The organism is Streptomyces sp. PR69, assembly GCF_026420845.1.
Lineage (GTDB): Bacteria > Actinomycetota > Actinomycetes > Streptomycetales > Streptomycetaceae > Streptomyces.
The window spans coordinates 32,631-59,132 of record NZ_JAOWCB010000001.1 but is presented as its reverse complement, the minus strand read 5'-3'; the positions used below and the strand labels follow the sequence as shown (position 1 = coordinate 59,132).

Below are 26,502 nucleotides of genomic sequence, written 5' to 3'. Positions count from 1 at the left end.
CCTGATCGCCCGCCCGGTCTCCTGCCCGGTCTGCTGCCCCGTCTCCTGCCCGGTCTCCTGCTCGTCCGAACGCTGTCGCCGGTCCGTCATCCGTCCTGTCCCGCCTTCCCCCGTGGAACCTTCAATTCAACTTCCGTGCCCTGCCCCGGCGCCGAGATCACCTCGGCGCTGCCGCCCAGATCCCGCAGCCGCCCGCGGATGGACAGGGCGACGCCCATCCGCCCCTCGCCTTCGGCCTGCTCCAGCCGCCCTTCCGGGATGCCGGGGCCGTCGTCCCGCACGGTCACGACCACCTCGTCCGGCCAGTCCTCGACCAGAATCCAGGCGCGCGCCTGCTCCCCCGCGTGTCTGCGGACATTGTCCAGGGCGGCACTGACAGCCGCCGTCAACTCCCGTGCGGCGGGCGCGGGCAGCAGCACCGGCGCGCCCGGTTCCGAGATCGTCACCCGCGTGCCCGCGTACGGGCCCAGCAGGGTCCGCAGATCGCAGGGCGATGGGCCAGACGTCTCCGTGGGCTCCGGGCCGGGCTCTGCGGGCTCTTCGACGAGTCGCACGACCGCGCCCTGCGAGGCGTCCTCCGAGACCCGGGACGGGGGCACCATGCCGCCGGCGACCAGGGTCCGCAGGGCGATCTCCTGTTCCCCCGCAAGCCGGCCCAGCTCGGCCGCCTCGCCGCCGAGGGCCGTGCCGCGCCGCTGCACCATCGCCAGCACCTGCAGCACGCTGTCATGGATGTCCCGGGCGAGCCGCTCCCGCTCCCGGGTCGCGGCCTCGATCTCCAGGGCGCGGGCGAGGGTGCGCTCGGAGGCCCGGGCGACCTCGACGACGTATCCGATGGCGATGGACGCCACCCACACCAGCAGGACGTTGTGGTACGTGTCGCTGCTCGGCTCGCCCCGCTCGACGACATTGGCGACGGCGACGACGGACGACGCGCCGGCCGCCCAGCGCCAGCCGCCCTTGATCGCGTAGGCGAGCACCGAACCCGCGGTCCAGATGGTCGGCAGCGTGGGCCCGTCGATCTGCTGCGCCTGCGCGTCGGCCAGCGGGGTCAGCAGAAGGCCGGTGACGGCGACGGTCAGGTCGGCGGCCAGGAAGCGCTTGGTGCAGTGCGCGGCACCCGCCACCTTGGGCAGCGTGGCCAGCGTCCACACGGCCAGGAAGGCCAGGAAGGCGGCGGCCACGAGGGGCCGCTCGAACTTCTCCCGGGTGAAGAAGGCCAGCAGCACCGCGTAGACCATGGTCAGCACGCGGTACGCGGTGAGCGCCCGCCACAGCGGCTGTTCGACCGACATCCGCACGACGCGCTCGCGCTTGGCCATCTTCCCCACCCCGGGACGCACTGTACGGACAGAACCTCGGCGACACGGCCTAGGCCGCGGTCCTGTCCTGCTGCCCGTCGCCCTTGCGTCGCCGGCCCTTCTTCTCCTGCGTCTTCCCGTGCGTCGCGGACTCGGCCTTCGCCTGCTCCTTGGCCTGTGCCTTCGCGGCCTTCTCGGCCTCCGCGATCTGGCGCTTGGCCGCCGTGGCGTAGATGTCGACGTACTCCTGCCCGGACAGCTTCATGATCTCGTACATGACCTCGTCGGTCACCGAGCGCAGGATGAAGCGGTCGCCCTCCATGCCGCGGTAGCGGCTGAAGTCCAGCGGCTTGCCGATTCTGATGCCCGGCCGCATCAGCTTGGGCAGCACCTTCCCCGGCGGCTGGATCTTCTCGGTGTCGATCATCGCGACGGGGATGACGGGCGCGCCCGTGGCCAGCGCCACGCGCGCGAGGCCGCCGGGCTTGCCCCGGTAAAGGCGGCCGTCCGGGGAGCGGGTGCCCTCGGGGTAGATACCGAACAGGCCGCCCTCCTCGATCACCTCGACACCCGCCTTGATGGCCGCCTCACCCGCGCCGCGCGCGCCGGAACGGTCCACCGGGAGCTGGCCCACGCCCTTGAAGAAGGCCGCGGTGAGCCTGCCCTTGACGCCGGGCGTGGTGAAGTACTCAGCCTTGGCGATAAAGGTGACCTTGCGGTCCAGGACGGCAGGCAGGAAGAACGAGTCCGAGAAGGAGAGGTGGTTGCTCGCGAGGATCGCCGGCCCCTCCGCGGGTACGTTCTCCAGACCCTCCACCCAGGGCCGGAAGGCAAGCTTCAGTGAGCTGCCGAGGGAGAACTTCATTGCGCCGTAGATCAACTCGTGTGCCTCCTGTGTGCTCTCGAACAGACCTTAACCCGTGGCGGGCGCGCCTTCCCCGCGGCGGCCCCGCCCACCGGGAGCGCGGACGGCCCTGGTCGGTGTCAGTCCGGTCGCGTACGGTGAGGTACACCCTTTGAGCCAGGCATTTCGTCAGAAGTATTCCGTCCGCAGAATTCCGTCCGCGGGATTCGATCCTCATGAACAGGAGACCCCCGGTGCCGGTCCTTCCCGGAGCTGAGCCGTTCCGCCACGAGGGCGGAGAGGTCGGCGTCCTCCTCTGTCACGGATTCACCGGATCCCCGCAGTCGCTGCGCCCCTGGGCCGGTTATCTCGCGGAGCGCGGGCTGACGGTGTCGCTGCCGCTGCTGCCGGGGCACGGCACACGCTGGCAGGACATGCAGCTCACCGGCTGGCAGGACTGGTACGCGGAGGTGGACCGCGAGCTGCGGGCCCTGCGGGAGCGGTGCAGCCAGGTGTTTGTCTTCGGCCTGTCCATGGGCGGGGCGCTCACGCTGCGGCTCGCCGCCAAGCACGGCGAGGCGATCAGCGGCATCGTGCTGGTGAACCCGGCGAACAAGGTCCACGGCCTGTCCGCGTACGCGCTGCCGGTCGCCAGGCACCTGGTGCGCACAACCAAGGGGCTGACCAGCGACATCGCCAAGGACGGCGAGGAGGAGCTCGGCTACGACCGGGTGCCGCTGCACGCCGCGCACTCGCTGCGGCAGTTCCTGAAGCTGGTGGACGGCGAGCTGCCGCAGGTCACCCAGCCGCTGGTGCTGCTGCACAGCCCGCAGGACCATGTGGTGCCGTCCGTCGACTCCGCGCGCATACTCAGCCGTGTCTCCTCGCGGGACGTCAAGGAGATCCTGCTGGAACAGAGCTACCACGTGGCGACGTTGGACCACGATGCGGAGCTGATATTCGAGGAGAGCTACGCGTTCATCGGCCGGCTCGCCCCCAGTGCGGGGAAGGAAGGAAGCACCACCGGTGGCTGAGCAGCACGACGCGGACCGGGACAGAGACCGGGACAGGGACCGGGACAGGGACCGGGAACGGGAGCCGCGGCCCGTCGACGAGGAGGCCGCCTGGGCCGCCATCGTCGCGGGGTACGGCGAAGAGCCCGCGGACCCGCCGGGGGCGAAGCCCTTCAAGTCCGTGGAGGACCTGGCCGCGCTGGAGGGCGAGTTCAACGACGGCCCGCGGGACAGCGGACCGGGCTCCCGCGGGGACGCGGGCGACGGCGGCGCGGGATCGGGCGGAGGGCCCTCGCTGGGCAGCTCGGTGACCTTTGCGCCCGGAGTGGGCGGCGGCCCGCGCGACTACCGGGTCTCCGAGCCCTCCGACGACGATCCCGGCGAGGACGACGAGGGCCATTTCGTGCCGCCGGAGCCCCCGCCGCTGCCGGAGGCCGACGTCACGGCGAAGTTCGCCTGGCTCGCGGTGATCGGCGGACCGGTGCTGATGCTGGTCGCGGTGCTGTTGCGGTGGGAGATGACCTGGTGGCTCACCACCCTGTGCGTGGGCGGCTTCCTGGGCGGTTTCGTCGCCCTGGTGGCACGGATGCGGCCGGGGGACGACGAGGACGACGATCCGGGGCGCGGCGCGGTGGTGTAGCGCGGCGGTGCGCGGGGGCGCGGGCGCGGGTGTGGCGGGATACCGGGGTGGCAGTGCGTCGGGGTGCCGGGGTGTCGGCACGCCGGGGCCGGGTCAGACGGCGGCGGGGACGCGGAGGGCGGCCAGGACCGGGAGATGGTCCGTGGCCGCCCTCAGATCGTCGTCGGACACGCCCTCCAGCCCGGCGGGAACGCCGCAGCCGAGGACCTCGACGCCCTTGGTGGCGAAGATCGCGTCGATCCGCTGGTGCGGGTCGGCCGGTGTGGAGGTGTACTCCCCGCCCCAGGGGGCAACGGCCCAGCAGTCCTGGAGCTCCGCCGCGAGCCTGCGGAAAGCGCGGCCACCAGGTCGGTCGTTGACATCGCCCGCCGCGACGGCATGCGGCACGTCCAGCGCCGCCAGCCGCTGAAGCACCATGCCGGCCTGTGCATAGCGCTCGTCCGCCTGGAGGCTCAGATGGCAGCTAAGCACCCCGAGCCGGGCGCCCCCGAAGCGTACGACCGCCGTGGCCAGGCCGCGGCGGTGCAGCCCCGGGGTGAGCGGCAGCAGCACATCCTCCGTACGCTCCACGGTCGCGCGCAGCGAGCACAACAGCAGCGGCCCGGCGGCGGTCGCCCCGCCGCTCAGCACCACCAGCTCGCTCTTGGCCGCCAGCCGGGCGGCGTGCTTGCGCCACCGGAAGAAACGCGGGGCCTCCTGCACGCACACGAGGTCGGGGGCGCAGGCGCGGATGACGCGGGCGAGGGCGTTCTCGTCGTCCCGCATGGAGCGGATGTTGTAGCTGAGCACGCGGATGACGGCGGAGCCGTCGGGGGTGGTGTGGGGGGTGGGGAGCGGGGTGGGCGGCATGGGGGGCTTTTCCCCAGCCCCGCCCCTTCCCGAAACTGGGGGCAAGCCCCCAGCCCCCCGTACGGCCTTCGGCCGTGTCCTCAAACTCCCCCAGCTACCGCTGGGAGGTGCCCCCAACGGGCTGGGATTTGGCTGCGCCAAATCCCAGCCCCGCCGACATTGGAAGCGCACACCCAGCCCCGCCGACGCCTGAGACACGAGGGGTCAAAAACCCAGCCCGCCGACGCCTGAGACGCGAGGGCCAGAAACCCAGCCCCGCCGGCGCTTGAGGCGCGAGGGCCAGATACCCAGCCTCGTGGGGGCACCTCCCAGCGGTAGCTGGGGGAGTTTGAGGCGCGGGGGTCCGGGGGCGGAGCCACCGGGAGGGGTCAGCCGTGGCGGGCCAGGTCCGCCGCGCCCACCAGGCCCGCCTTGCCGCCGAGTTGCGCGGCGAGGACCTGGGCGTGGGGACGCCACTGGCCGCCGATCAGCCAGCGGCGGAAGGACTTGCGGATCGGGTCGAGGACCAGCTCGCCCTCGTCGGAGACGCCGCCGCCGACGATGAACGCCGAGGGGTCGAACAGGGACGCCAGGTCCGCGAGGCCCGCGCCGGCCCAGCGGGCCAGTTCGCGGAAGGAGTCGATGGCGACCGGGTCGCCCTGCCGGGCCGCGGCGCTGACGTGTTTGCCCTCGATGCCCTGGGGGGTGCCGTCGCCGAGCCCCAGCAGGATCCGCGCGTTCTCGGGCGTGGCGTTGGCACGCTGGCGCGCGTAGCGGACGAGGGCGCGGCCGGAGGCGTACTGCTCCCAGCAGCCCTGGCTGCCGCAGCCGCACAGCAGTCCGTCCGGCACCACCCGGATGTGGCCGAACTCCGCGGCCACGCCGAAGCGCCCGCGCCGCAGCTTGTTGCCGATGATGATGCCGCCGCCGAGCCCGGTGCCGAGGGTGATGCAGATGACGTCGTCATGGCCCTGGCCGGCGCCGAAGCGGTACTCGCCCCATGCGGCCGCGTTCGCGTCGTTCTCGACGACCACCGGCAGACCGACGCGCTGCTCGACCTTGTCCTTGAGCGGCTCGTGCCGCCAGTCGATGTTCGGCGCGAAGAGCACGGTGGCACGCTTGTCATCGACGTATCCGGCCGCGCCGATGCCGACGGCCTCGATGTCGCGCCCCTCCCCGGCCGAGGCCACGGCGGAGCAAATGGCGTCGACGATGCCCTCGGAGGTCGACGGGGTGGGCACCTTGTGCGTCTCGAGAATGGTGCCCTCTTCGTCGACCACGCCCGCCGCGATCTTCGTGCCGCCGATGTCGACGCCGATGGTGAGTCCCATGTGTCCCTCAGTTTTCGGTCGAGCCCCGCTATGGCCAACCGTACCCGAGGGCGGGTGCCCGCCTGTCAGTCCAGGTCGATGCGCTCACTGGGGCCTGGGCCCTCGTCAGAGCGTCCGTCGCGCGGGTCCCCGGCCTCCGCGGTGTCGCTCGGCCGCTGCGTCCAGCGTCGCTCATGGCCCTCGACGGCGGATCGATAGGCGGCGAGCAGCTCACCGCCTGCGGCCGCGAGGTGGTCGAAGACCTGGGGGTTGCGCTCGATGACCGGCTCGACGGCCGCCTTGGCCTGCCGGACGAACTGCTGTACCGCGTTCTGCGCGGCCGTCCCGGGCAGGGAGCCCTGGATCGAGGCGACCTTGTCGGCGACGGCGTCCAGCAGCCTTCTGAACTCCTCGGAGGCCGTGCCGGGCTGCTCCCCGTACTGCTCGCGCCGGCGCGCCCGCTCCGCCTTCAGGTCCTCGGCGCACGCATCGGCCCAGGCGTCGGCGTCGGCGTCGGCGTCGACCCAGGCGTCGGGGCGCTCGGTCGCATCGCTCATGGCGTACTCCGTGTCCGTGTCCGTGTGTCCGGCCCTGCGTACGCTCGACGTTACCCGAACGGGCGATGGGCGTTCACGCCCCGCGCGGCCACAGACCGGGGTCCGGGGCGAACCGCACCGTCAGCTCACCGCCGGTCAGGCCCGCGCCCGCGACCGTGCAGCGGCGCAGCGCGGGCTCCAGGGCGAAGATCCTGCGGAACGGTCCGGCCGTGATCACGAGTTCGTCGCCGCGGCGGACCAGCGTGAGCTCCTCCTTGACCGCTCCGGGCAGCGGAAGACGCCAGATGAGGAAGCCTTCCTCCGCACGCCGGTCCTCGATGGTCCAGCCTGCCGCGGGCGCGGGCGCCGCCGCAGGCGTCGCGGCCTCGGACGGGGCGAGCAGGGCGAGATCGTCGAGTCCGCGCGGGTCGCGGCCGAGGTGCGGCAGCTCGCACACCGTGCCGTACTCGGCGCGCAGCTCCGCCAGATGCTTGTGCTGCTGTGCGATGAGTCCGGCGAGCCAGGTGTCGGGCGTCTCGGCGGGCAGCACCCGGTTGGCCACCACCATCTGGGGGGCGGGCCCCTGGAGGGCGAGGCCGAGACGGGCGGTGCGCAGGGCGTCCGCGGCGGCCGGCCCCGGCTCGGCGACCAGCCGCACGGCGGTGTCCGGGTGCTCGACGACCGCCTGGACGGCGGCCAGCTCCGCGTCCCAGCGCCCGGCGGTCTCGTAGAGCTGCTGCGCGGGCATCGGGACCCCGGCCAGCTGCGCGAGTACGGGGCGCAGGGCGCGGGCGGCCTGCCGTTCCGGCGGCAGCAGCCTGCGCAGATAGCGCCGGAGCTGCTCGGGCAGGGCGAGCAGGGCGATGGCCCTGCGCAGCGGGGGGAGGTCGAGGACGATCCGGTCCCAGTCGCCGCGCGCTGCGCGGGCCAGGGCGCGGAGCAGGGCGAACTCCTCGCTGCCGGGCAGTTCGGTCAGCTCCTCGCCCTCAAGCCGGGCGGCGCCGAGCAGGTCGAGGGCGGCGGCGCAGCGCTCCTGGAGGGAGAGGAACTCGGCGCGGAAGTCGGCGGCGGGCTCGACGCGGGCGGCCCACAGTCCGTCGGCGACCGGTTCGGGCGTTGTGACGCCCCCGCGTATGGGCGCGCCGAGCACCTCGCCGGGGTCGGCGCTCAGGAAGAGCGTGCGCTCCCCGCGGCGGGCGGCGGCGAGGGCCGTGGCCGCGGCGACGGCGGTGCGGCCCGCGCCGCCGAGGCCGGTGACGAGGACCGTGCGCATCAGGTGTGCGGCCCGCTCTCGACGCGCTGCTTCAGCCCGTCCAGCGCGCGGTCGATGATGACCTTCTCGGCCTTGCGCTTGATCATGCCCAGCATGGGGATCTTGACATCCACGGTGAGCTGGTAGGTGACCTCGGTGCGGTCGCCCGCGCCGATCGGGGCGAGGGTGTAGGAGCCGTCGATGGCGCGCAGCATCTGGGACTTGACCAGCGTCCAGCTGACCTGGTTCGGGCTGTGCCAGGTGTAGGCGAGGGTGTGGTCGTCCTTGATCGCGCCCGCGTCGAGGACCAGCCGTACCTGGTCGGCGCGGCCCTGGTCGTCGACGGCGAGCACCTCGGCCTGCTTCACCTCTCCGGTCCACTCCGGGTAGCGGGCGAAGTCGGAGATCACCGCCATGACGTCGGCCGGCGCCGCCGCGATCTCGATGCTCGAGCTGGTGTGTTCCGCCATCGCTGCGGCTCCTCACAGTGCGGTACGGACCGGTGTGGTGTGTATTGACCGGGGTGGTGGTGTGTGCGGTGTGAAGGCTATCGCGGCCGGTCGGGCGGTCCGCCCGGGGCCTGCGGGGCGCATGGGCCGGCGTATGCGCCGCCCTGCCGACTGGGGCCGGGGCCGGGGTCACCAGGTGAGCGTCCAGGGCTTGCCGGTGGCGGCGAAGTGGCCGACGTTGACACACTCGGTGGCGCCGATGCGCATCCGCGGGGCCAGCGGCTGATGGACATGGCCGAAGAGGGCGTAGCGCGGCCGGGTGCGGTGGATGGCCTCCAGCAGGGCGCGGCTGCCGCGTTCGAAGCGGCGCGGCACGGTGTCATAGGTCAGTTCGGGGACGTCCGGAGGGATGTGCGAGCAGAGGACGTCGACCTCGCCGAGGGCCTCGACCTTGGCCGCGTACTCCTCGTCGGGGATCTCGTACGGGGTGCGCATCGGGGACTGCAGCCCGCCGCCGACGAAGCCGAAGACGAGGCCGCCGATCTCGGTGCGTTCGCCGTCGAGGACGGTGGTGCCGGGCCTGGCGTATTCCGGCCAGAGCGCGGGGATGTCGACATTGCCGTAGGTGGCGTACGTCGGGGTGGGGAAGGCCGCGAACATCTCGGCGTACTGGGTGCGCACGGCCGCCTCGATGGCGCGTTCCCGGTCGGCGCCGAGCTCCGCCCAGAGTCTGCGGGCGAGGTCACGGGCCTCGTCGAAGCGGCGGGCGGTGCGCAGTTCCACGATCAGATCGGCGTTCCGCACGCCGAAGAGGTCGGGGAAGATGCCTCGTGTGTGGTCGGCGTAGTCGAGGAAGAGCACCAGGTCTCCCAGGCAGATCAGGGCGTCGGCGCCGTCCCCCGCGGTGGCGAGATCCTTTGCATTGCCGTGCACGTCGCTGACCACGTTGACTCGCATGCCTCGCATGGCGATCACCCTAGGACGCGGGCTCGGAGCTGGGTAGAGCCGGTGGATCTGCGGTTACCTGCGAGTCACAAAAGGGGTGGACTAATCTGCGCGAAGCGCCGCGGAACGTGTGTGACGCAGGGAACATCTGGCCGGGAACCCCTATCGGGAAACGAGTACTGGTGGGTAACGTCCGGGCAGTCCAGTCGTGCTCACCCCCACTGAGCACCCTGCCCGATCTTGGACCGCAGCCGGTGCAGCACAGAGCCGTGGCGTCGGCAGCCCGATGAGGAGCAGCAGTCTTGCGCGAGTTCAGCCTTCCGGCCCTGTACGAGGTCCCCACGGACGGCAACCTGACCGACCTGATCCGCCGCAATGCCGCTCAGCATCCGGATGTCGCGGTGATGGGCCGCAAGGTGGCGGGCGTCTGGACGGATGTGACCGCCCGGCAGTTCCTCGCCGAGGTGCGGGCCGCGGCCAAGGGCCTGATCGCCTCGGGCGTCCGGCCGGGCGACCGGGTGGGGCTGATGTCGCGCACCCGGTACGAGTGGGTGCTGCTGGACTTCGCGATCTGGAGCGCCGGAGCGGTGACCGTCCCGGTGTACGAGACCAGCTCCGCCGAGCAGCTCCAGTGGATTCTCGGGGACTCGGGCGCGGTCGCCGTGCTCGTGGAGAGCGACGCCCACGCCGCCGCGGTGGACTCCGTACGCGACCGGCTGCCGGAGCTGTGCAACGTCTGGCAGATCGAGCGTGACGGGGTCGGTGAACTGGTCGCGGCCGGAGCGGAGATCGACGACGCCACGGTGGACGAGCGCAGCGCGAGCGCCAAGGCGGACGACCCGGCGACCATCGTCTACACCTCGGGCACCACCGGCCGTCCCAAGGGCTGTGTGCTCACCCACCGCAGCTTCTTCGCGGAGTGCGGCAACGCGGTGGAGCGGCTCAAACCGCTGTTCCGCACGGGCGAGTGCTCCGTGCTGCTCTTCCTGCCCGCCGCGCATGTCTTCGGCCGGCTGGTCGAGGTCGCGGCCGTGATGGCGCCGATCAAGCTCGGCTGCGTACCGGACATCAAGCAGCTCACCGATGAACTGGCCTCCTTCAAGCCGACGCTGATTCTCGGCGTGCCGCGCGTCTTCGAGAAGGTCTACAACGGGGCGCGGGCCAAGGCGCAGGCGGACGGCAAGGGCGCGATCTTCGACAAGGCCGCGCACACCGCCATCGCCTACAGCCGGGCGCTGTCCGCCCCGTCCGGCCCTTCGACAGCGCTGCGGCTCAAGCACAAGGTCTTCGACCTGCTCGTCTACCGCAAGCTCCGGGCGGTGCTGGGCGGGCGCGGCGAGTACGCCATCTCCGGCGGCGCGCCGCTGGGCGAGCGGCTCGGCCACTTCTTCCGCGGCATCGGCTTCACGGTGCTGGAGGGCTATGGACTGACCGAGTCCTGCGCGGCGACGGCGTTCAACCCCTGGGACCGGCAGAAGATCGGCACGGTCGGTCAGCCGCTGCCGGGCTCCACCGTGCGGATCGCGGACGACGGCGAGGTGCTGCTGCACGGCGATCAGCTCTTCCAGGGGTACTGGAACAATGAGCCGGCGACGGCGGAGGCGCTGGCCGACGGCTGGTTCCACACGGGCGACATCGGCACGCTCGACGAGGACGGCTATCTCACGATCACGGGCCGGAAGAAGGAGATCCTGGTCACCGCGGGCGGCAAGAACGTCGCCCCCGCGGTGATCGAGGACCGCATCCGCGGGCATGCGCTGGTCGCGGAGTGCATGGTGGTGGGCGACGGACGTCCCTTCGTGGGCGCGCTGATCACCCTGGACGAGGAGTTCCTGGGCCGCTGGGCGGCGGAGCACGGCAAGCCCGAGGGGGCGACGGCCGCTTCGCTGCGCGAGGACCCGGAGCTGCTGGCGGAGGTCCAGAAGGCGGTGGACGACGGCAACGCGGCCGTCTCCAAGGCGGAGTCGGTGCGGAAGTTCCGTGTTCTGCCGTCTCAGTTCACCGAGGAGGCCGGTCACATCACGCCGTCGCTGAAGCTCAAGCGCAATGTGGTGGCGAAGGACTTCGCGGACGAGATCGAGTCGATCTACCGCGGCTGACGGCTGATCAGGGCCCGGCGCCCCCGGCAAAGGGTGCGGGGAAGTCGGCGGCGAGGATCCGCTCCATGTTGCGCTCCGCGAGCGCGGTGATGGTGAGGAACGGATTGACGCCGATCGAGCCGGGGATCAGCGAGCCGTCGACGACATACAGGCCCGGATGACCCTTGACGCGCCCGAAGTCGTCTGTGGCCCGGCCCAGTACGCAGCCGCCCAGCGGGTGGTAGGTGAAGTCGTCGGCGAAGGCCCGGTTCCCTCCGAAGAGGTCGTACCGGTAGATGGTGGCGTTGGCCCGGTTGATCCGGTCGAACAGGGACTTGGCGGCGCTGACGGACGGCTGGTTCTGCTCCCTGCGCCAGTCGAGCCGTACGGCGTCGGCGGCCGCGTCATAGCGGAGCACACCGCGTTCCGGGTTTCTGGTGATCGCCAGATAGAGGCTGATCCAGTGCTCGAACCCCATGGGCAGCGGCGCGACCTCGGCGAACACCGGGCAGTCCGGGTTGGCCCAGTCGTCGATGCCCAGCACGGGCATGGTGGCCTGGCAGGCGCCGACCGTGTCCCAGAGGTGATTGGCGCGCGCCGTCATCACATTGCCGTTGTGGCCCCAGCCGCGGCCGATCTCGTCGTCGAGGCCGGGCAGTGTGCCCGTCTCGCGGGCGCGCACCAGGAGTTCCGCGGTGCCCAGGCTGCCCGCCCCGAGGAACAGCCGGGCGCAGCCGATCTCCCTGGTCTCGACGGTGCGCCCGGCGTCGTCGGTGCGGTCGGCGGTGACGACATACGTGCCGTCGCTCTCCCTGCGCAGGGATCTCGCCCGGTGCCGGGTGGCGATGACGACGCGGCCGGTGCCGAGGGCGGCGGCGAGATAGGTCTTGTCCAGGCTGCGCTTGCCGTGGTTGTTGCCGTAGATGACCTCGCCCGCCAGCGCGGACTTCAGAGCCTGTCCGGACGCCTCGCGCTCCATGTGGGCGAAGTCGTAGACGCTGGGCACGAAGACGGTGCGCAGCCCGGCGTGATGGGCGTGTCCGCGGGAGATCCGGGAGAAGCGGTACCACTTGGTCGACTCGAACCAGCCGGGGTCGACGGTGTTGACGCCCAGTGCGGCGCGGGCGCGCGGGAAGTAGGTGTCGTACATGCGCGCCGCGTCGATCCGCGGGAGGACCTCGGTGAGGTACGAGCGCGGCGGGGTGACCGCCATACCGCCGTTGACCAGCGATCCGCCGCCGACGCCGCGGCCGACGTAGACGGACATGTCCGGGTGGGCCACCCGGTCGAGGACGCCGGGGTAGGGGGTGATGTCCTTGTTGACGACGTCCAGCCAGAGGAAGGTCGCGAGCGGGGCCTCGGTGCGGCCGCGGAACCACATGGAGCGGTGGTCGGGCGCTTTGGTGGAGCAGAACACCTTGCCGTCCGGTCCGGGGGTGTTCCACAGGCGGCCCATTTCGAGGACGAGGGTGTCCACGCCCGCCTCCGCGAGGCGCAGGGCGGCCACGGACGCGCCGTAGCCGGAGCCGACCACGACGGCGGGCACGTAGTCGGCGGGTGCGCCGTCGGCGGACGCCGGGGCGGCGGCATGGCGGGCGGCCGGGCCGATGCGGGTGAAGCCGAGGGAGGCCGCCGTCTGGAGGGCGGCCAGACCAATGAGGTGACGACGTGTCAGATGCGGGTTCATAGCCGGAGCATGGGCGGAATTCGGAATTCCGCCCATATGCCGCGCACGGCTGGAACTGACCGCCCGTCAAAAAGCTTTGACGCAGCTCAGCGAGGTGTTTAACACAACCGTCAGCAAGCGGGACGCGGCTGGTTTCTACAGGAGCGTACGGAGCTTCTCGGCCAGCAGATCCCAGCGCCACCTCTCCTCGACCCAGGCACGGCCCCGCTCGCCCATGGCGCGCCGCAGCTCCGGGTCGTCCAGCAGCTTGAGGATCCGCTCAGCCGCCTCCTCGGGCGCGCCGCCGCGGACCACCCAGCCCGTCTCGCCGTCGAGCACGGCGTCCGGCGCACCGCCCGAGTCGCCCGCGACGACCGGCAGGCCGGTGGCGGACGCCTCCAGATAGACGATGCCGAGGCCCTCCACATCGAGGCCCCGTCTGCGCGTGCGGCACGGCATCGCGAACACGTCGCCCGCGCCGTAGTGGGCGGGCAGCTCCTCCCACGGCACCGCGCCGGTGAACCGCACCGCCCCGGCCACCCCGGTCTCCCCCGCCAGCCGCCGCAGCTCCTTCTCATACGGGCCGCCGCCCACGATCAGCAGCACGGCGTCCGGGATCTCCGCCAGGATCGCCGGCATCGCGCGGATCAGCGTGTCCTGGCCCTTGCGCGGCACCAGCCGCGACACGCACACCACCACGGGCCGGTCCGCGAGCCCGAGCCGCTCGCGCACCGCGTCGCCCCCCGAGCCGGGGTGGAAGGTCTTCTCATCGACTCCGGGCGGCAACTGCACCATGCGGGAGGCCGCCTCAGGGGTGAGGGCGGCGGCGATCCGGGAACGGGTGTACTCACCCAGATAGGTGATCGTGTCCGTGGTCTCGCCGATCCGCCGCAACAGCTGCCGGGACGCCGGAAGCTGCGCCCAGCCCGCCTCGTGGCCATGTGTGGTGGCCACGATCCGCCGCGCGCCCGCGGCACGCAGCGCCGGGGCCATCAGCCCCAGCGGGGCGGCCGCCCCGAACCACACGGACTCGCATCCGTGCTCACGCAGCAGCTGCACCGCCCGCCGGGTCACGCGCGGCGTCGGCAGCAGCATGGTCGTTCGGTCCCGTACGACGGTGAACGGCTGCTCCGCGTCGAAGGCGGCGGTCGCCTCGGCGCCCTCGCGGGTCCGCTTCCAGGTGGAGGCGTAGACCACAAGCTGCCCCGGGTCCAGCCGCAGCGCCATATTGTGCAGAAACGCCTGGATGCCGCCGGGGCGGGGCGGGAAGTCGTTGGTCACGATCAGGGTCTTGTGCATCGCCGCAGACAGTACCGAACGGCCGCGCCTGTCCGCCTGCGGGCCGTCCGCGGCGGCATCATGGCCGTCGTGATCGGCGCGTACCGGACCCTGCCGTGGCTTGTGTCGGCCTGGCTGCTCAGCAGAGCGGCGCTGCTGCTGTGCGTCTTCAAAGTGATCGTCGTGCCGGGCCCCGACGTCACCTCGGATGTCTCAGTGATCTACCGGGGCTGGTACGAGGTGCTGCGCGGCGGAACGTATCCGCTGAACGACGTCACCTGGCAGTACCCGCCCGGCGCCGCGCTGCCCGTCCTCGCGCCGGGGACGCTGCCGTTCCTGGACTACGCGTCCGCCTTCTTCGTGCTGTGCCTGCTGTGCGACGCGGCCGTCTTCGGGCTGCTGCTGTACGCCGGCGCGGGCGGGCCGGGCCGGTCGGCGCGGGGCGCATGGGTGTGGACAGCCGGGGTGCCGCTGCTCGGGCCGACCGCATACGCCCGTTACGACCTGATGGTGACCGCGGTCGCCGTCGCCGCGCTGCTGGCGGGGGCCCGCAGGCCGCGGGCGCTGGGGGCGCTGGCGGCCGTCGGTGCGCTGCTGAAGCTGTGGCCCGCGCTGCTGCTCGTCGGCGTGCGGCGGGGGCGGCCCGCGCGGGCCGCCTGGTCCGCCGCTGCGGTCACCGCGGCCGCGCTCACGGTCCTCCTGGTCGCGGCGGCGCCCGGCGCGCTGGCCTTCCTCGCCTTCCAGCGCGACCGCGGCATCGAGATCGAGTCGCTCGGCGCGCTGGTGTTCCATGTGGCGCGGCATGTCGGCTGGGACGGCCAGATGATGCTGAACTACGGCTCGGTCGAGTTCCTCGGGCCCTATGTGCCGCTGGTCAGCGCCGTCTCCCTGGGGCTCAGCGCCCTGGCGCTGGGCTGGCTGCTGCTGTGGCGCGTACGGACGCGGAGATTCACCGCGAGCACGGTGTGCGACGCCGCGTTCGCGGCGGTGCTGCTGTTCACCGTGACCAGCCGGGTGATCAGCCCCCAGTACGTGCTCTGGCTCGTCGGCCTGGCCGCGGTGTGCCTGACCTTCCGCCCCAGCCGGATGGGCCCGCCGGCGATGCTGGTGCTCGCGGCAACCGCCGTCACGCTGCTGGAGTTCCCCGTCTTCTTCGGCAACGTCGTCGCCAGCGACGCGCTGGGCCTCGGCCTGCTGATCGCCCGCAACGGGCTGCTGGCGGGGGCGACGGCAGTCGCGTGCGGGAGGGTGTGGGGGGCGGGGGTACGGGGGGAGGCGGTGCGCGGGGAGCCGGGTTCCGCGGGGCGAGTTTCCCCCCTCCCCCGCCCCTTCCCGTAACTGGGGGCTCCGCCCCCAGCCCCCCTCCGGGAGGGGGAGGCCGGGCGGGGCTTGCCGCCCCACGAGACCCCCCTCCCGGCCGTCAGAGCAGCCTGGGCCGCGCCGCGGGCGGGTGTGGGCAAGAGACCCGCGCCCGCGGGGGCCGAGGTCGCGGCTGCCCACCCGCGCGGGCTGCCCGAGGCCCGGGCCGGTGCCTGTCCCGCCCACCCTCCCCCTTCGCCCTGGGGGCGAGGGGGGAACCCCCACGGCGCGCAGCGCCGCTCAGGAGTGTGAGGGCGAAGCCCCCCGCACCCACACAAGGCGGGTGGGGAGGCAGGCGACCCGCACCCGCGGAGACCGGCACGCCCGAGAGGCCCCCGCGGCGCGCAGCGCCGCACGGGGTGCGAGGGGCCGCACGGGGTGCGAGGGGCCAAGCCCCCGCACCCACACAGGGCTGGGGTCCCCTCACGCCCTCAGGGCGGGTGGCAGAAGAGGCCGTGGCCCGTGCGGGTCAGGGGGACAGGCGGGATTGGGTGTAGGCCCGCCATCGCGCCTGCAGCGTGTTCACCGTCACCCCCAGCACCTCCCGCACCGCACTCTCCGCTCCCCCCGCCCCCGCCGCCCGGTACAGCTCCCGCAGGCGGGCCTCGCCCCAGCGGTCCGCGACGAGGGCGCAGGCCAGCCAGGCGCCCTCGTAGGCGAGGGCGAGGGTCTGGGGAGGGCCGCCGAAGGTGAAGGAGGTGTCGGCGGGGAGGGCCGCGGGGAGGTCGCCGCGGCGGACCGCGCGGGTCAGGGCGGGGGCGAGGTCCGGCGCGGGGCGGGGGGAGGTGCGGTAGGCGCACCAGTCCGCGAAGCCCTCGGAGAGCCACATGGGGGTCGACGGCGATGTGTCCGCGCGGGTGGCGACATGCGCGGCCTCATGGGTGAGGACCACCTCGCGCCCGTACGCGCTGAGCTCCCCGTACGCCTCGGGGTTGACGATCAGCCGGTCGGGGTTCCCCGCCCCGCCGGCGGCCACCGCCGCCATCCCCCGGTACGCGGCCGGAGCCGCGCCCAGCAGCGCGCCCATCCCGTCCAGGGAGGCGGGGACGAGGACCACGACCCGCCGCGCCCACGGCAGCGGCCACGCGGCCGAGACTGCGGGGACCGCCCGATCGGCTTCGGCGGCGAGGGCGCGCAGCCGGGCGGCGGGCTGTGAGACGCCGAGCACCAGGCTCCGCGCGCCCCGCGCCGTCCGCACCTCGCCCTGGTCCCAGAGCTGCTGCGGGGCCCCGTCCGCGGGACGGTCGGCACGCACCCGCCAGCGGCTCCCGCCGTCGCCGCCGCGGCGCAGTTCCAGCCGGCGCGCCACGGCGGCCTCGGGCCCGGAGCCGTACCCCTCGAAGCGGTAGCGCAGTTCCGCCGCGACGGCGGCCCGTGCGCCCTCGCGGCGCACCGAGGTCACGCGGTACGCGCACGAGGCGAGCGGCAACCGGGCGCGGAGGGCGGCCGCGTGCTCCTCCAGCGCGTCGTCGAGGGGCGGCTCGCCGGGCGCCGTGCATCCGGACGCCGTCAGCAGCGCCGCCGCGCCCGCACCGGCCGCGGCCCGGATCGCCTCACGCCTGGTCGCCACCCCACGATCGTAGGATCAGACCCGGGTGACCGAGGCGATGGGCATCATGCCCACAGGGTCGTACCGCACGGACGCGCCCGGATACGGCGCGTGCACCACCTGACCGTTGCCCATGTACATGCCCACATGGCTGGCGTCGCTGCGGTACGTCACCAGATCCCCCGGCCGCGCCTGCGACAGCGGCACCTGCCGGCCCGCGTACCGCTGCGCCTGCGAGGTCCTCGGCAGACCGACCCCTGCCTGGGCGTACGCCCACTGCATCAGTCCGGAGCAGTCGAAGCCGGAGGGCCCGTTGGCCCCCCACACATAGGGCCGGCCGACCGCGCTGCGTGCCGCGGCGGCGGCCGCGGCGGCGCGCGCGGAGGCGGGCCCGAGACCGGGCGTCATCTCCGGCAGGGACTCACCGCGGCCGGAGCGGGAGGCCCGCTCCTCGTCGTACGCGGCGCGCTCCCGCGCCGTCAGCGCGTTCAGCAGCCGCTGCGCCTCGGCGAGTTTGCCCTCGACGAGGCGCTTGTGCCGGGCGACCGCCTTGCGGCCCTGCTCCAGCTCCGCGAGGTCACGCCCGGCTTCCGCCCGCTCCTGGCCGATCCTGCGCTGGGCCTCACGCAGATCGCTCAGCGCCGTCGCCTGCCGCTCGCTGATCCGGTCCAGTGTGACGGCCTTGTCGAGATAGCCGTCCGGGTCCTCGGACAGCAGCAGGGCGAGTGAGGGGTCCATGCCCCCGGACCGGTACTGCGCGCCGGCCAGCGAACCCAGCGCCGCCCGCATACGGTTGACGGCCTCCTGGCCGCGTGCCACGCGGTCCTGTGCCTGCGCCACCCGCTCGCGCAGCCGCTCCACGCGCTCTTCGGCCTTGTTGAACTGCTCGGTGGCCTTCTCGGCCTCCTCGTAGAGGCGGTCGACCGCGGCCCGAGCCCCCTCGGCCGTCTCGTGCGGGTCGGCGCTCGCCGGCGGAGCGGCGCCGAGGGCCGCGGCCGCGGTGGCCGCGGCGGCGGACAGGACGGTGACCCGGGCGCCGTGGGTGAAACCCGGCTGCGAGGGCCTGCGATGGGACGCCACGTGCCGCGCTCCCTTCCTCATGCGCGTACACCGAGATGTACGGGAAAAACGAGGGATGTTGCGCGGCCGACAGTAGCCGGACGATCACATGAGGACCAACGGCCGTCCGGGGCACGAACAGTGACGCCCCGCCGGAGACCACAGGTCACCGGCGGGGCGGGGCGTCAGCGTCGGATGCCGGAATTCACCCGAAGGGCAGCGTGTGCCCTCTCTCCGGCCGGGGCCGTTCAGCCGGGGCTGCTCAGATGCGCACGCCGAACTGGAACGTGCCCATGTAGTCCATCGACTCATAGCGGACATAGGCCCCCGGCTTCGGGGAGTGCAGGATGGTGTTGTTGCCCGCGTACAGGCCGACGTGCGACAGGCCGTTGAAGAAGACCAGGTCACCCGGCTTGAGCTGGCTGCGACCGATCTTGGTGCCGTCGTTCTGCTGGGTGTAGGTGGTGCGGGTGATGCTCACGCCCGCCTGGCGGTACGCCCACTGGGTCAGACCCGAGCAGTCGTAGGAGTTGGGGCCTTCCGCACCGGAGACATACGGCTTGCCGATCTGGGTCGCGGCGGCACTGAGGGCGGCAGCGCCCCGCTGCGAGGCCGGGACCTCGTTGCCGAGGTCGACGCGGTCACCCGTGGAGCGGGCGACGCGCTTCTCGGCCTCCTGGGCGCGCTTCTGCTCCTCCTGGCGCATCTTCTCGCGCTCTTCGGCGGTCAGCGTGTTGAGCAGCTTGCGCGCCTCGGCGAGCTTGCCCTGGTAGCTCTTCTTCTTCTCGCCGAGCTTCTTGCGGACGTCTTCGAGGTCGGTGAGCTTCTCGGCGGCCTCAGCGCGCTGCTGCGCAAGGGCGCGCTGCTTGAGCTGGATGTCCTCCAGGACCTCTGCCTGACGCGCGCCGAACTGGTCCACGGCGGACGCCTTGTCGAGGTAGGTGTCCGGGTCGGAAGAGAGGAAAAGCTGGACGGACGGGTCGATTCCGCCCGAACGGTACTGGGCGCTGGCCACCGAACCGAGCTTGTCACGCAGCTCGTTGACCTCTTCCTGGCCGCGCGCCACCTGGTCCTGGATGGTGTCGACCTGCTTCTGCAGCTTGTCCTGCTGCTCCTTGGCCCCGTTGTACTCCTCGGTGGCCTTCTCCGCCTCGTGGTAGAGCTTGTCGACCTTGGCCTTGACCTCTTCCTTGGTCGGCTTGGGGTCGGCCTGGGCGGACTGGGAAGTCAGGGCCACGGCCGCCGCGGCGGTCGCGGTGAGCACGGTCACACGAGCGCGGCTTGGCTGCTTGGGACGACGGTGGGACGCCACGAAGGCGAGCTCCTTCTTCCATAAGCCGCCTGCCGGGCGTGGGGGCCAGGCCCCGGCTTCCGGCCTCACACCCTCGGGGGAAAGGGCTGAAGTGCACGGACTCGGCGGTTCCTTCGCTGTCACCCCGGATGGGCGATCAACCGCGCGAAGGTTCGAGGTCAGACCCTAGTGACCTTCTTGTGATCACTTCAAATCCTCATGGGAAAAAACTCACCCACGCAGCTCATTCTTTACTCGCTTCCCACGGGCAGTAGCCGCCACTTGACACAATGTTCCATCGACACCGGGTCAATTCGGGCATTCCATATGACAGTTACGGGAACCCGTCGACGAGGGGGTCAGACCCGCGAAAGCCGCTTGAGCAGCAAAGCGGACGCGACCGGACGTGCACCCGCCTTCGCGACGCCGTCCGCCACCTCGCGGTCGGTGGAGACGACGATGACGGGACGTCCCGGCGGCTCGGCCCGCACCAGCTGGCGGATCAGCTCGTCCGCCGTCACACCCGGCTTGGAGAACAGCACCCGCACCCCGCGGGGCGGCGCCAGCAGCACCGGCGCGGCCAGCTCGGCGCCGTCGAAGACACAGGTGATCTCCGCGCCCGTCTGCGCGGCGAGCATCGAAAGACCGCCCAGCAGCCGCAGCCGCTGCTGCTCCAGCGGCATGGTCGGATAGCCGGTCTTGGTGACGTTGTAGCCGTCCACCACCAGATGCGCCTGCGGCAGCGCCAGCAGCTGGTCCAGCAGCGCCGGATCGGTCGCCGACAGCGCACGGGCCGCGACGTCCTTGGGCGACATCCGCCCCGGCTCCACCGCGTCGACCGTGTCCGCCGGATGCATGCCCGCGGGGGGCAGCGCCAGCTCGCGGCGCAGCCCCTGGGCGGCGTCCAGCACCGTGTCCAGCAGCAGCCGCAGCCGCATGTCCTCTATCGAACGGCCCTCACGCGCGGCCCGCCGCCCCGCCTCCACGGCCGCCTCGGCCTCACCGAGCCGGGCCTTGAGCCGCCGGGCCTCGCTCTCCGCCGCCGAGATCTGGGCCGCGGAATCCGACCGCTGCGCCTCGGCGTCCGCCTGCGCACGCCGCAGCGCGGCCTCGCCGCGCTTCACATCGCTCTGCGCGCTGCGGAGCTTGCGGCGAAGCGATTCAGCTTCCTTGCGCGCTGCATCCAACTCCGCGCGCAGCCGCTCGGTCTCGCCCTTGGCCCGGTCGCGCGCCTCGGCGAGCTCCGCGCGCAGCCGCTCCAGCTCACGGCGGCCGGCCTCATCGGCCCGCTCGGCGTCGGCGCGCTGGGCCTCCTCCCCCGCGGCCGCCACCAATTTCACCCATCCGGTGGGTCTGAGCACATAGGCCGCGGCCGCCACATCCACCGGGTCGGCGGCCGCTGGGGGCGACCCGCCCTCCAGGGCGCGGGCCAGCTCCGGCTCCGCCTTGCTGAGCCGCTCCCCGATCCGCTGCCGGAAGACGGGGTCGCTCTCCAGTGCGGCCGCCATCGCGTTGCCCGCGAACCGGGCCCGGCGGGACGGGGTGAACCGGGCATACTGGCGCAGCTGCGGCGGCAGTTCCGTGACGGTCAGCCCGCCGAAGGCGTCCGACACCAGGGCGACGATCCGCCGCCGTACGCCCTCCGGCAGCGGGCGGTCGAGCGCCTCCGCGGCGTCACCGGCCGCACCGGCCGGCTCCGCGCCGCCTTCGGGCTGCTCCACGATCCGTCACCTCTGCTGCCTGTCCTGCCTGTCCCTGCCCCATGGCCCCTGCGGGCTGCTCCGTCAGGAGCCCGCGCCGGGCCTGTCGACCAGCTCGACCTGGTCCACCGCACTGCACCAGCGGCAGCGGACCGACTCGATGGTCTCACTGAGCACCTCGCGCTCCTCGACCTTCGGCTCTCCCGCCAGGTCCAGATGGACATACTCGACGACACGGGACGAGCGGGTCACATCGAAGCGCGTGAGATTGCCGCAGAGCGTGCAGCGCCAGCGGGTGTCGGCGGTCGGCTGGGGAACCGTCGTCGTCATGCCTGCCGTCTCCTCTTTCGTCGTACGCCGTGCGTCGTGCGCCGCCGTACGGGTGCGGGTGCCGCGGTGCGCCGTCGAACTGCGGAAGTGCTGCCCGCAACCCTACGGCCTCGCGGGTACCCATTGGAGCGGCGAGGCACTCTGTACCGGTGGGTCCCGCTACGCCATGATCTGTCCCGTGATCGGTTGGCGGCGTGCGGCGCGGGGGGCGGTACGGGGCCTGGGCACGGGCCCCTGGGTCACCCACGGCGTGATCGCCATATGCTGCGCGGTGTTCCTGGTCAGCCCCGTATCGGGCCTCGTCCCCGGGTACGGCGCCGGCGGCTCCCTCGACACCCTCATCGCCGCGCAGACCGAGTACTTCGAACGCTGGGGCGTGATCCCCGCGGAGCTGCTCACAGGCCGGCCCCGGGCGCTGCTCACCCCGCTCACCGCGCTGTTCGTGCACGGAAGCTGGCTGCATCTGCTCGGCAACATGCTGTTTCTGTTCGTCTTCGGCGCGATGACAGAGGAACGCATAGGGCATCTGGAGTTCTGTCTGTTCTATCTCGGCTGCGGCTGTCTGGCGCTGTTCGCCTACGCGGCGGCGAACGCCGGATCGGAGCAGACCCTCGTGGGCGCGTCCGGGTCCATCTCTGGCGTCCTCGGGGCGTTCCTATGCCTCTTCCCCCGGGCCCGGGTGACCAGTCTCTTCCCGTTTCTGTTCTTTCTGCCTCTGCGGTTCCCCGCCTGGGCGGTGCTGATCTTCTGGTTTGTGCTCCAGTGGCTGGCGGCGCGGGAGGCGGACAGCGGGCCGGGCGTGGCCTACCTCGCCCACCTCGTGGGGTTCGGGCTCGGCTTCGTCTACGCGTGGGGGCGGTTCAGAGGTGGGGCTAGAGTAAAGCCGAAGCCCCCAGCAGCGGCCACCGAGGGAGAACGCCAACCGTGATCACCGCGATCGTGCTCATCAAGACCAGCGTGGACCGCATTCCGGAGATCGCTGAGTCGATCGCCGCGCTGGAGAACGTCAGCGAGGTCTTCTCCGTGACGGGTACGTATGACCTGATCGCGATGGTGCGGGTGGCGAAGCACGACGACCTGGCGGACGTCATCCCGGGCCGGATCAGCAAGATCCCGGGCGTGGAGGCGACGGACACGCATGTGGCGTTCCGGACGTACTCGCAGCATGACTTGGAGGCGGCGTTCGCGATCGGCCTCGACGCGTAGCGCCTCCCGCGGGGTTGCGGGCCCGGGCCCCCGGGCGAGCCCCCTCCGCGAGGCGCGGGCCCCTTTCCCACCCACCCGCCCTGCCCAGGTGTGGGGCTCCGCCGCCACACCCCCCGCGCGGCGCTGCGCGCCGTGAGCGCCCCCGGGCGAGCCCACCTCCACGGACCGCAGGCTCTTTCCCACCCACCCGCCCTACGTGAATGCGGCAGCCCCGCCCCCACAGAGCGAGCCCCCTCCACAACGCGCGGGCTGCCTTCATGCCCACCCACCCTGCGCGGGTGTGACGGCTCCGCCCCACACCCCCCGCGGCGCTGCGCGCCGTGAGCGCCCCTGGGCAAGCCCACCTCCACGGACCGCAGGCTCTTTCCCACCCACCCGCCCTACGTGAATGCGGCAGCCCCGCCCCCACAGAGCGAGCCACCCCCACAACGCGCAAGCCCTTTCCCACCCACCCACGCTGCGTGAATACGGCAGCCCCGCCCCCACAGAAGCGAGCCCCCTCCACAACGCGCGGGCTGCCTTCATGCCCACCCACCCTGCGTGGATGTGACAGCTCCCCCCCCCGCAGAGCGAGCTCCCTCCACAACGCGCAGGCTGCTTTCCCACCCACCCACCCTGCGCAGGTGTGACGGCTCCCCCACACCCCCCGCGGCGCTCCACCACCCGCCCCCGCGCCGGGCGGGCTACCGGCACGCCGGAGCACCCCTGGGCCGCGCCCGGCGAGGGGCTGGAAACGGGCGGGAGGGAGGGAAAAGCACCTACCCGCGCACCGGGAAACCCGCAGGAGCAAAAGGCGGCACGCCGGGGTGCCCTCGGCCCGCGCCCGGCGGGGTGCCGGAAACGGGCTGGGCCCCCGCACCCCAGGCGGGGCCTCGGGGCACCCCAGTCAGGCCGGGACGCAGCGGCCCGCCTCCGTGCGGTACAGCCAGCGCGCCCCGTCCCGCACCAGCTCCCGCACCGCGTGCAGAAAGCGCTCAACGTGCTCGTCGGGGGTGCCCGCGCCGAAGCTGACGCGGATCGCGTTGAGCGCCTCGGGCGCACCGCATCCGGCGGATCGCTCGGGCTCGCCGCCGAGGAGCGTGCGCACCAGGGGGTGGGCGCAGAAGAGGCCGTCGCGTACCCCGATCCCGTACTCCGCCGACAGCGCCGCCGCGAAGTGCGAGCTGTTCCAGCCGTCGACGACGAAGGAGATGACGCCGACGCGGGGCGCGTCGTCGCCGAACAGCGAGAGCACCCGCACGCCGGGCACATCCGCGAGGCCGGCGCGGACCGTGTCGACGAGACGCTGCTCGCGGGCGACGAGGGCGTCGAAACCGGCCGCGGTCAGCGTCCGGCAGGCGGAGGCGATGGCGTATGCGCCGATGACGTTCGGCGAACCGGCCTCGTGCCGCGCGGCGGTGTCGTGCCACTCCACGTCCACGCCACCGCCACCGCCACCGCCACCGCCGCCGTCGTCGTCGGCGGCGGCGCGCCGCGCCACGGACCGGGACGCGCCGCCGCCGGCGAGGTACGGCTCGGCCTCCCGCAGCCAGTCGGCGCGTCCGGCGAGGACGCCGGAGCCGAAGGGCGCGTACAGCTTGTGCCCGGAGAACGCGACCCAGTCGACGTCGAGTTCGGCGATGTCCACCGGGTGGTGCGGGGCGAGCTGGGCGGCGTCCAGCACAATGCGCGCGCCGTGGGCGTGCGCCGCCGCCGCGAGTTCCCGCACCGGCCAGATCTCGCCCGTCACATTGGACGCGCCGGTGACACAGACCAGCGCGGGCCCGTGGGGGTCGCGGTCGGCGAGGGCCCGCTCCAGGGTCTGAACGGCCTGTCCGGGGGTCCGCGGGGCGTCCAGATAGGTCACCCGGGCCGTCCTCCAAGGCAGCAGCGCGGCATGGTGCTCGGTCTCGAAGACGAAGACCTCGCAGCCTTCCGGGAGCGCGGCGGCCAGCAGATTGAGCGAGTCGGTCGTGGAGCGGGTGAAGATGACCTGGTCATCGGCCCGGCAGCCGAGGAAGTCGGCGACGGTGGCCCGGCTGTTCTCGAACAGGTCGGTGGAGAGCTGGGAGAGGTAGCCCGCGCCGCGGTGCACGCTGCCGTAGTACGGAGCGTAGGCGGCGATGTCGTCCCAGACGCGCTGCAGGGCGGGCGCGCTGGCCGCGTAGTCGAGGGCGGCGTAGGCGACGTCGCCGCCGGTCACCAGCGGCACGGTGACATCGCGCCCCAGCACGGGCAGCGGACCGGAGAGCCCGTACGACTCGGAACGGGCAGAGTCGGAGACAGCAGGCTCAGAGACAGCAGAGTCGGAAACGGCAGCATCGGAGACGGCGGTGTTCGGGCATGCGGACATGGCGGTGACTCCCGGTGGGACAAGGCGAGATGGCTGTGAAAGCTCGACACACGGCGGGCGCCGCCGCGCGGAGACATGAAAGAAGGGGCCAGACGGCCCTAGCGCATTCGCTTGCTCACGAAACTGCTCCCTTGAGGACCAGGACCCCAGGGTTCGCAGGGGTCCGCGCTTGCCGCGGACCTCGCTGCCCACGGCCTGGTCTTCACCCGGGGCACCCCGCCACGGACGGAGGGTTGCCGGACAGCGGGCCGGGGCCGTAGTCGCTGTCACTCATGACCTTGCTGAGCATCCTGCCATATGTCTCAGCATGCGCAAGGCGCAGTCCCGCAATCCGGACTGCGCCTTGTGTCACACACGAGGCCCGCGCGACGCTCGCGCGACGCTCGCGCGATCCCCGCACAGCTCGCGCCGCGGTCCGCGCGAGGGCCGTCCGCGGTCCGCGCAGAGCGCGCGCTCAGGCGTTGCTCGCCGCGACCCAACGCTCCAGCGCCGCCTTGGCCGCGCCGGAGTCGATCGACTGCGCCGCCTGCTCGATGCCCGCCGCCAGCCGCTCGGCGAGCGTGCCGTCGGCCGGCTCCAGGGCGGCCAGCGCCGCCGCCGCGTTGAGCAGCACCGCGTCCCGTACGGGGCCCTGCTCGCCGTCCAGGAGCCGGCGGGCGACATCGGCGTTATACGACGAGTCGCCGCCGCGCAGCGCCTCCACGGGCACCAGCTCGATGCCGACGTCCCGGGGGTCGAAGCTCTCCTCCCGCACCTGGCCGTCGCGTACGGTCCACACGCGCGAGGTGGCCGTGGTGGTCAGCTCGTCCAGACCGTCATCGCCGCGGAAGACAAGGGCCGAGGAACCGCGCTCGGCGAGCACTCCGGCCATGATCGGGGCCATCCGGGCGTCCGCCACGCCGGTGGCCTGTGCCTTGACCCGTGCGGGGTTGGTCAGCGGGCCTAGGAAGTTGAACGTGGTACGGATTCCCAGCTCCTTGCGGGCCGCGGCCACATGCCGCAGCGCCGGGTGGAACTTCACCGCGAAGCAGAAGGTGATCCCGGCCTCCTCGGCGACCTGGGCGACCCGCTGGGGGGTGAGCTCCAGATTGACGCCGAGCTTCTCCAGCACGTCGGAGGCGCCGCTCGCGGAGGACGCGGCGCGGTTGCCGTGCTTGACGACCTTCGCTCCGGCGCCGGCGACGACGATCGCCGACATCGTGGAGATGTTGACCGTCTTCGCGCCGTCGCCGCCGGTGCCGACGATGTCGACGGTTCTGCCGGGCACCTCGATCACATTGGCGTGCCGGTACATGGTGCGCACCAGGCCGGAGATCTCCTCGACCGTCTCGCCCTTGGCGCGCAGGGCGACGGCGAAGCCCGCGATCTGGGCGTTGGTGGCCTCGCCGCTGAGGATGCGGTCCATCGCCCAGGCGGTGGCCTCCGCGCTCTGGTCGCGGTTGTCCAGCAGGGCGTTCAGCACGACGGGCCAGGAGAGGTCCGCCACGCTGTCGCCGCCGACCGGGGTCACAACGTTCATGGTCCGCTCCTGGGGTC

The 26,502-nt window shown here is 72.6% G+C and carries 23 protein-coding genes and 1 riboswitch; of the genes, 6 read left to right on the top strand and 17 right to left on the bottom strand.

The features are described from left to right. Positions 1-86: 86 nt before the first annotated feature. Together macS and OF819_RS00275 are read right to left on the bottom strand one after the other, a co-directional pair. On the bottom strand, positions 87-1,322 hold the full coding sequence (macS, locus tag OF819_RS00280) for a MacS family sensor histidine kinase (protein WP_267241192.1): 1,236 nt from the start codon (positions 1,320-1,322) through the stop codon (positions 87-89). A gap of 49 nt (positions 1,323-1,371) precedes the next feature. Then, complete coding sequence (locus OF819_RS00275) at positions 1,372-2,166, bottom strand: lysophospholipid acyltransferase family protein (protein WP_267241464.1); 795 nt, start codon at positions 2,164-2,166, stop codon at positions 1,372-1,374. A gap of 233 nt (positions 2,167-2,399) precedes the next feature. Between OF819_RS00275 and OF819_RS00270 the strand changes: the two genes are divergently transcribed. Together OF819_RS00270 and OF819_RS00265 are read left to right on the top strand one after the other, a co-directional pair. Further along, positions 2,400-3,179, top strand: coding sequence for an alpha/beta hydrolase (locus OF819_RS00270; protein WP_267241191.1), 780 nt, complete (start codon positions 2,400-2,402; stop codon positions 3,177-3,179). Next, positions 3,172-3,798: a hypothetical protein gene (locus tag OF819_RS00265; RefSeq protein ID WP_267241190.1), complete on the top strand. Its 627-nt coding sequence runs from the start codon at positions 3,172-3,174 to the stop codon at positions 3,796-3,798. Before OF819_RS00270 ends, OF819_RS00265 begins: the two co-directional genes overlap by 8 nt. Before the next feature lie 93 nt (positions 3,799-3,891). Here OF819_RS00265 and OF819_RS00260 read toward each other — a convergent pair whose 3' ends face one another. The 6 genes from OF819_RS00260 to OF819_RS00235 form a co-directional block, all read right to left on the bottom strand. Beyond that, complete coding sequence (locus OF819_RS00260) at positions 3,892-4,647, bottom strand: endonuclease/exonuclease/phosphatase family protein (RefSeq protein ID WP_267241189.1); 756 nt, start codon at positions 4,645-4,647, stop codon at positions 3,892-3,894. A gap of 368 nt (positions 4,648-5,015) precedes the next feature. Next, positions 5,016-5,957: an ROK family glucokinase gene (locus OF819_RS00255; protein WP_267241188.1), complete on the bottom strand. Its 942-nt coding sequence runs from the start codon at positions 5,955-5,957 to the stop codon at positions 5,016-5,018. A 65-nt stretch (positions 5,958-6,022) separates the two neighbouring features. Next, a complete protein-coding gene (locus OF819_RS00250) occupies positions 6,023-6,493 on the bottom strand; it encodes a DUF5304 domain-containing protein (RefSeq protein WP_267241187.1) in 471 nt (156 codons plus the stop codon). 73 nt (positions 6,494-6,566) lie between these two features. Beyond that, positions 6,567-7,745, bottom strand: coding sequence for an ArsA family ATPase (locus OF819_RS00245; protein ID WP_267241186.1), 1,179 nt, complete (start codon positions 7,743-7,745; stop codon positions 6,567-6,569). Further along, positions 7,745-8,194 carry an SRPBCC family protein gene (locus OF819_RS00240; protein ID WP_267241185.1) on the bottom strand — a complete coding sequence of 150 codons (450 nt, stop codon included), beginning with the start codon at positions 8,192-8,194 and terminating at the stop codon, positions 7,745-7,747. Before OF819_RS00240 ends, OF819_RS00245 begins: the two co-directional genes overlap by 1 nt. Before the next feature lie 168 nt (positions 8,195-8,362). After that, positions 8,363-9,130, bottom strand: coding sequence for a metallophosphoesterase family protein (locus OF819_RS00235; protein ID WP_267241463.1), 768 nt, complete (start codon positions 9,128-9,130; stop codon positions 8,363-8,365). Between the two features lie 290 nt (positions 9,131-9,420). Here OF819_RS00235 and OF819_RS00230 point away from each other — a divergent pair, with 290 nt between their 5' ends. Then, positions 9,421-11,217 (top strand): AMP-dependent synthetase/ligase, encoded by a 1,797-nt coding sequence (locus tag OF819_RS00230; RefSeq protein ID WP_267241184.1) that lies wholly within the window; start codon positions 9,421-9,423, stop codon positions 11,215-11,217. A gap of 7 nt (positions 11,218-11,224) precedes the next feature. Here OF819_RS00230 and OF819_RS00225 read toward each other — a convergent pair whose 3' ends face one another. Together OF819_RS00225 and OF819_RS00220 are read right to left on the bottom strand one after the other, a co-directional pair. Next, positions 11,225-12,883: a GMC oxidoreductase gene (locus OF819_RS00225; protein WP_267241183.1), complete on the bottom strand. Its 1,659-nt coding sequence runs from the start codon at positions 12,881-12,883 to the stop codon at positions 11,225-11,227. A 135-nt stretch (positions 12,884-13,018) separates the two neighbouring features. Continuing rightward, positions 13,019-14,161, bottom strand: coding sequence for a glycosyltransferase family 4 protein (locus OF819_RS00220; RefSeq protein ID WP_267241182.1), 1,143 nt, complete (start codon positions 14,159-14,161; stop codon positions 13,019-13,021). 60 nt (positions 14,162-14,221) lie between these two features. Between OF819_RS00220 and OF819_RS00215 the strand changes: the two genes are divergently transcribed. Next, positions 14,222-15,478 (top strand): glycosyltransferase 87 family protein, encoded by a 1,257-nt coding sequence (locus OF819_RS00215; RefSeq protein WP_267241462.1) that lies wholly within the window; start codon positions 14,222-14,224, stop codon positions 15,476-15,478. A gap of 490 nt (positions 15,479-15,968) precedes the next feature. On the opposite strand, the gene OF819_RS00210 is transcribed toward OF819_RS00215, so the two are convergent. From OF819_RS00210 to OF819_RS00190, 5 genes are all read right to left on the bottom strand, one after another. Beyond that, positions 15,969-17,069, bottom strand: coding sequence for a hypothetical protein (locus OF819_RS00210; RefSeq protein WP_267241181.1), 1,101 nt, complete (start codon positions 17,067-17,069; stop codon positions 15,969-15,971). A gap of 15 nt (positions 17,070-17,084) precedes the next feature. Next, positions 17,085-18,128, bottom strand: a complete 1,044-nt coding sequence (locus OF819_RS00205; RefSeq protein ID WP_267241180.1) for an NlpC/P60 family protein — start codon at positions 18,126-18,128, stop codon at positions 17,085-17,087. Positions 18,129-18,369: 241 nt separating this feature from the next. Beyond that, positions 18,370-19,419: a C40 family peptidase gene (locus OF819_RS00200; RefSeq protein WP_267241179.1), complete on the bottom strand. Its 1,050-nt coding sequence runs from the start codon at positions 19,417-19,419 to the stop codon at positions 18,370-18,372. A gap of 338 nt (positions 19,420-19,757) precedes the next feature. Further along, a complete protein-coding gene (locus OF819_RS00195; protein ID WP_267241178.1) occupies positions 19,758-21,119 on the bottom strand; it encodes an NYN domain-containing protein in 1,362 nt (453 codons plus the stop codon). Positions 21,120-21,182: 63 nt separating this feature from the next. After that, complete coding sequence (locus OF819_RS00190) at positions 21,183-21,428, bottom strand: hypothetical protein (RefSeq protein ID WP_267241177.1); 246 nt, start codon at positions 21,426-21,428, stop codon at positions 21,183-21,185. A 166-nt stretch (positions 21,429-21,594) separates the two neighbouring features. On the opposite strand from OF819_RS00190, the gene OF819_RS00185 reads away from it, so the two are divergent. Both OF819_RS00185 and OF819_RS00180 read left to right on the top strand, forming a co-directional pair. Further along, on the top strand, positions 21,595-22,356 hold the full coding sequence (locus tag OF819_RS00185) for a rhomboid family intramembrane serine protease (protein WP_416370451.1): 762 nt from the start codon (positions 21,595-21,597) through the stop codon (positions 22,354-22,356). Continuing rightward, entirely contained in the window at positions 22,353-22,634 is a 282-nt protein-coding gene (locus OF819_RS00180) for an Lrp/AsnC family transcriptional regulator (protein ID WP_267241175.1), read from the top strand. Before OF819_RS00185 ends, OF819_RS00180 begins: the two co-directional genes overlap by 4 nt. 886 nt (positions 22,635-23,520) lie before the next feature. Here OF819_RS00180 and OF819_RS00175 read toward each other — a convergent pair. Both OF819_RS00175 and trpD read right to left on the bottom strand, forming a co-directional pair. Further along, the gene (locus tag OF819_RS00175; RefSeq protein WP_267241174.1) at positions 23,521-24,966 is read right to left on the bottom strand and encodes an aminotransferase class V-fold PLP-dependent enzyme; all 1,446 of its coding nucleotides are present in this window, start codon (positions 24,964-24,966) and stop codon (positions 23,521-23,523) included. Between the two features lie 160 nt (positions 24,967-25,126). Beyond that, a riboswitch (SAM riboswitch) is annotated at positions 25,127-25,244 on the bottom strand. Between the two features lie 176 nt (positions 25,245-25,420). Further along, complete coding sequence (trpD, locus tag OF819_RS00170; RefSeq protein WP_267241173.1) at positions 25,421-26,485, bottom strand: anthranilate phosphoribosyltransferase; 1,065 nt, start codon at positions 26,483-26,485, stop codon at positions 25,421-25,423. Between the last annotated feature and the right edge of the window lie 17 nt (positions 26,486-26,502).

What these genes read in the sequence shown, in the direction of transcription:
- macS (WP_267241192.1), bottom strand. Translation starts at nt 1,322, where the DNA reads ATGGCCAAGCGCGAGCGCGTCGTGCGGATGTCGGTCGAACAGCCGCTG.
- OF819_RS00275 (WP_267241464.1), bottom strand. Translation starts at nt 2,166, where the DNA reads ATGAAGTTCTCCCTCGGCAGCTCACTGAAGCTTGCCTTCCGGCCCTGG.
- OF819_RS00260 (WP_267241189.1), bottom strand. Translation starts at nt 4,647, where the DNA reads ATGCCGCCCACCCCGCTCCCCACCCCCCACACCACCCCCGACGGCTCC.
- OF819_RS00255 (WP_267241188.1), bottom strand. Translation starts at nt 5,957, where the DNA reads ATGGGACTCACCATCGGCGTCGACATCGGCGGCACGAAGATCGCGGCG.
- OF819_RS00250 (WP_267241187.1), bottom strand. Translation starts at nt 6,493, where the DNA reads ATGAGCGATGCGACCGAGCGCCCCGACGCCTGGGTCGACGCCGACGCC.
- OF819_RS00245 (WP_267241186.1), bottom strand. Translation starts at nt 7,745, where the DNA reads ATGCGCACGGTCCTCGTCACCGGCCTCGGCGGCGCGGGCCGCACCGCC.
- OF819_RS00240 (WP_267241185.1), bottom strand. Translation starts at nt 8,194, where the DNA reads ATGGCGGAACACACCAGCTCGAGCATCGAGATCGCGGCGGCGCCGGCC.
- OF819_RS00235 (WP_267241463.1), bottom strand. Translation starts at nt 9,130, where the DNA reads ATGCGAGTCAACGTGGTCAGCGACGTGCACGGCAATGCAAAGGATCTC.
- OF819_RS00225 (WP_267241183.1), bottom strand. Translation starts at nt 12,883, where the DNA reads ATGAACCCGCATCTGACACGTCGTCACCTCATTGGTCTGGCCGCCCTC.
- OF819_RS00220 (WP_267241182.1), bottom strand. Translation starts at nt 14,161, where the DNA reads ATGCACAAGACCCTGATCGTGACCAACGACTTCCCGCCCCGCCCCGGC.
- OF819_RS00215 (WP_267241462.1), top strand. Translation starts at nt 14,222, where the DNA reads ATGGCCGTCGTGATCGGCGCGTACCGGACCCTGCCGTGGCTTGTGTCG.
- OF819_RS00190 (WP_267241177.1), bottom strand. Translation starts at nt 21,428, where the DNA reads ATGACGACGACGGTTCCCCAGCCGACCGCCGACACCCGCTGGCGCTGC.
- OF819_RS00185 (WP_416370451.1), top strand. Translation starts at nt 21,595, where the DNA reads ATGATCTGTCCCGTGATCGGTTGGCGGCGTGCGGCGCGGGGGGCGGTA.
- OF819_RS00175 (WP_267241174.1), bottom strand. Translation starts at nt 24,966, where the DNA reads ATGTCCGCATGCCCGAACACCGCCGTCTCCGATGCTGCCGTTTCCGAC.
- trpD (WP_267241173.1), bottom strand. Translation starts at nt 26,485, where the DNA reads ATGAACGTTGTGACCCCGGTCGGCGGCGACAGCGTGGCGGACCTCTCC.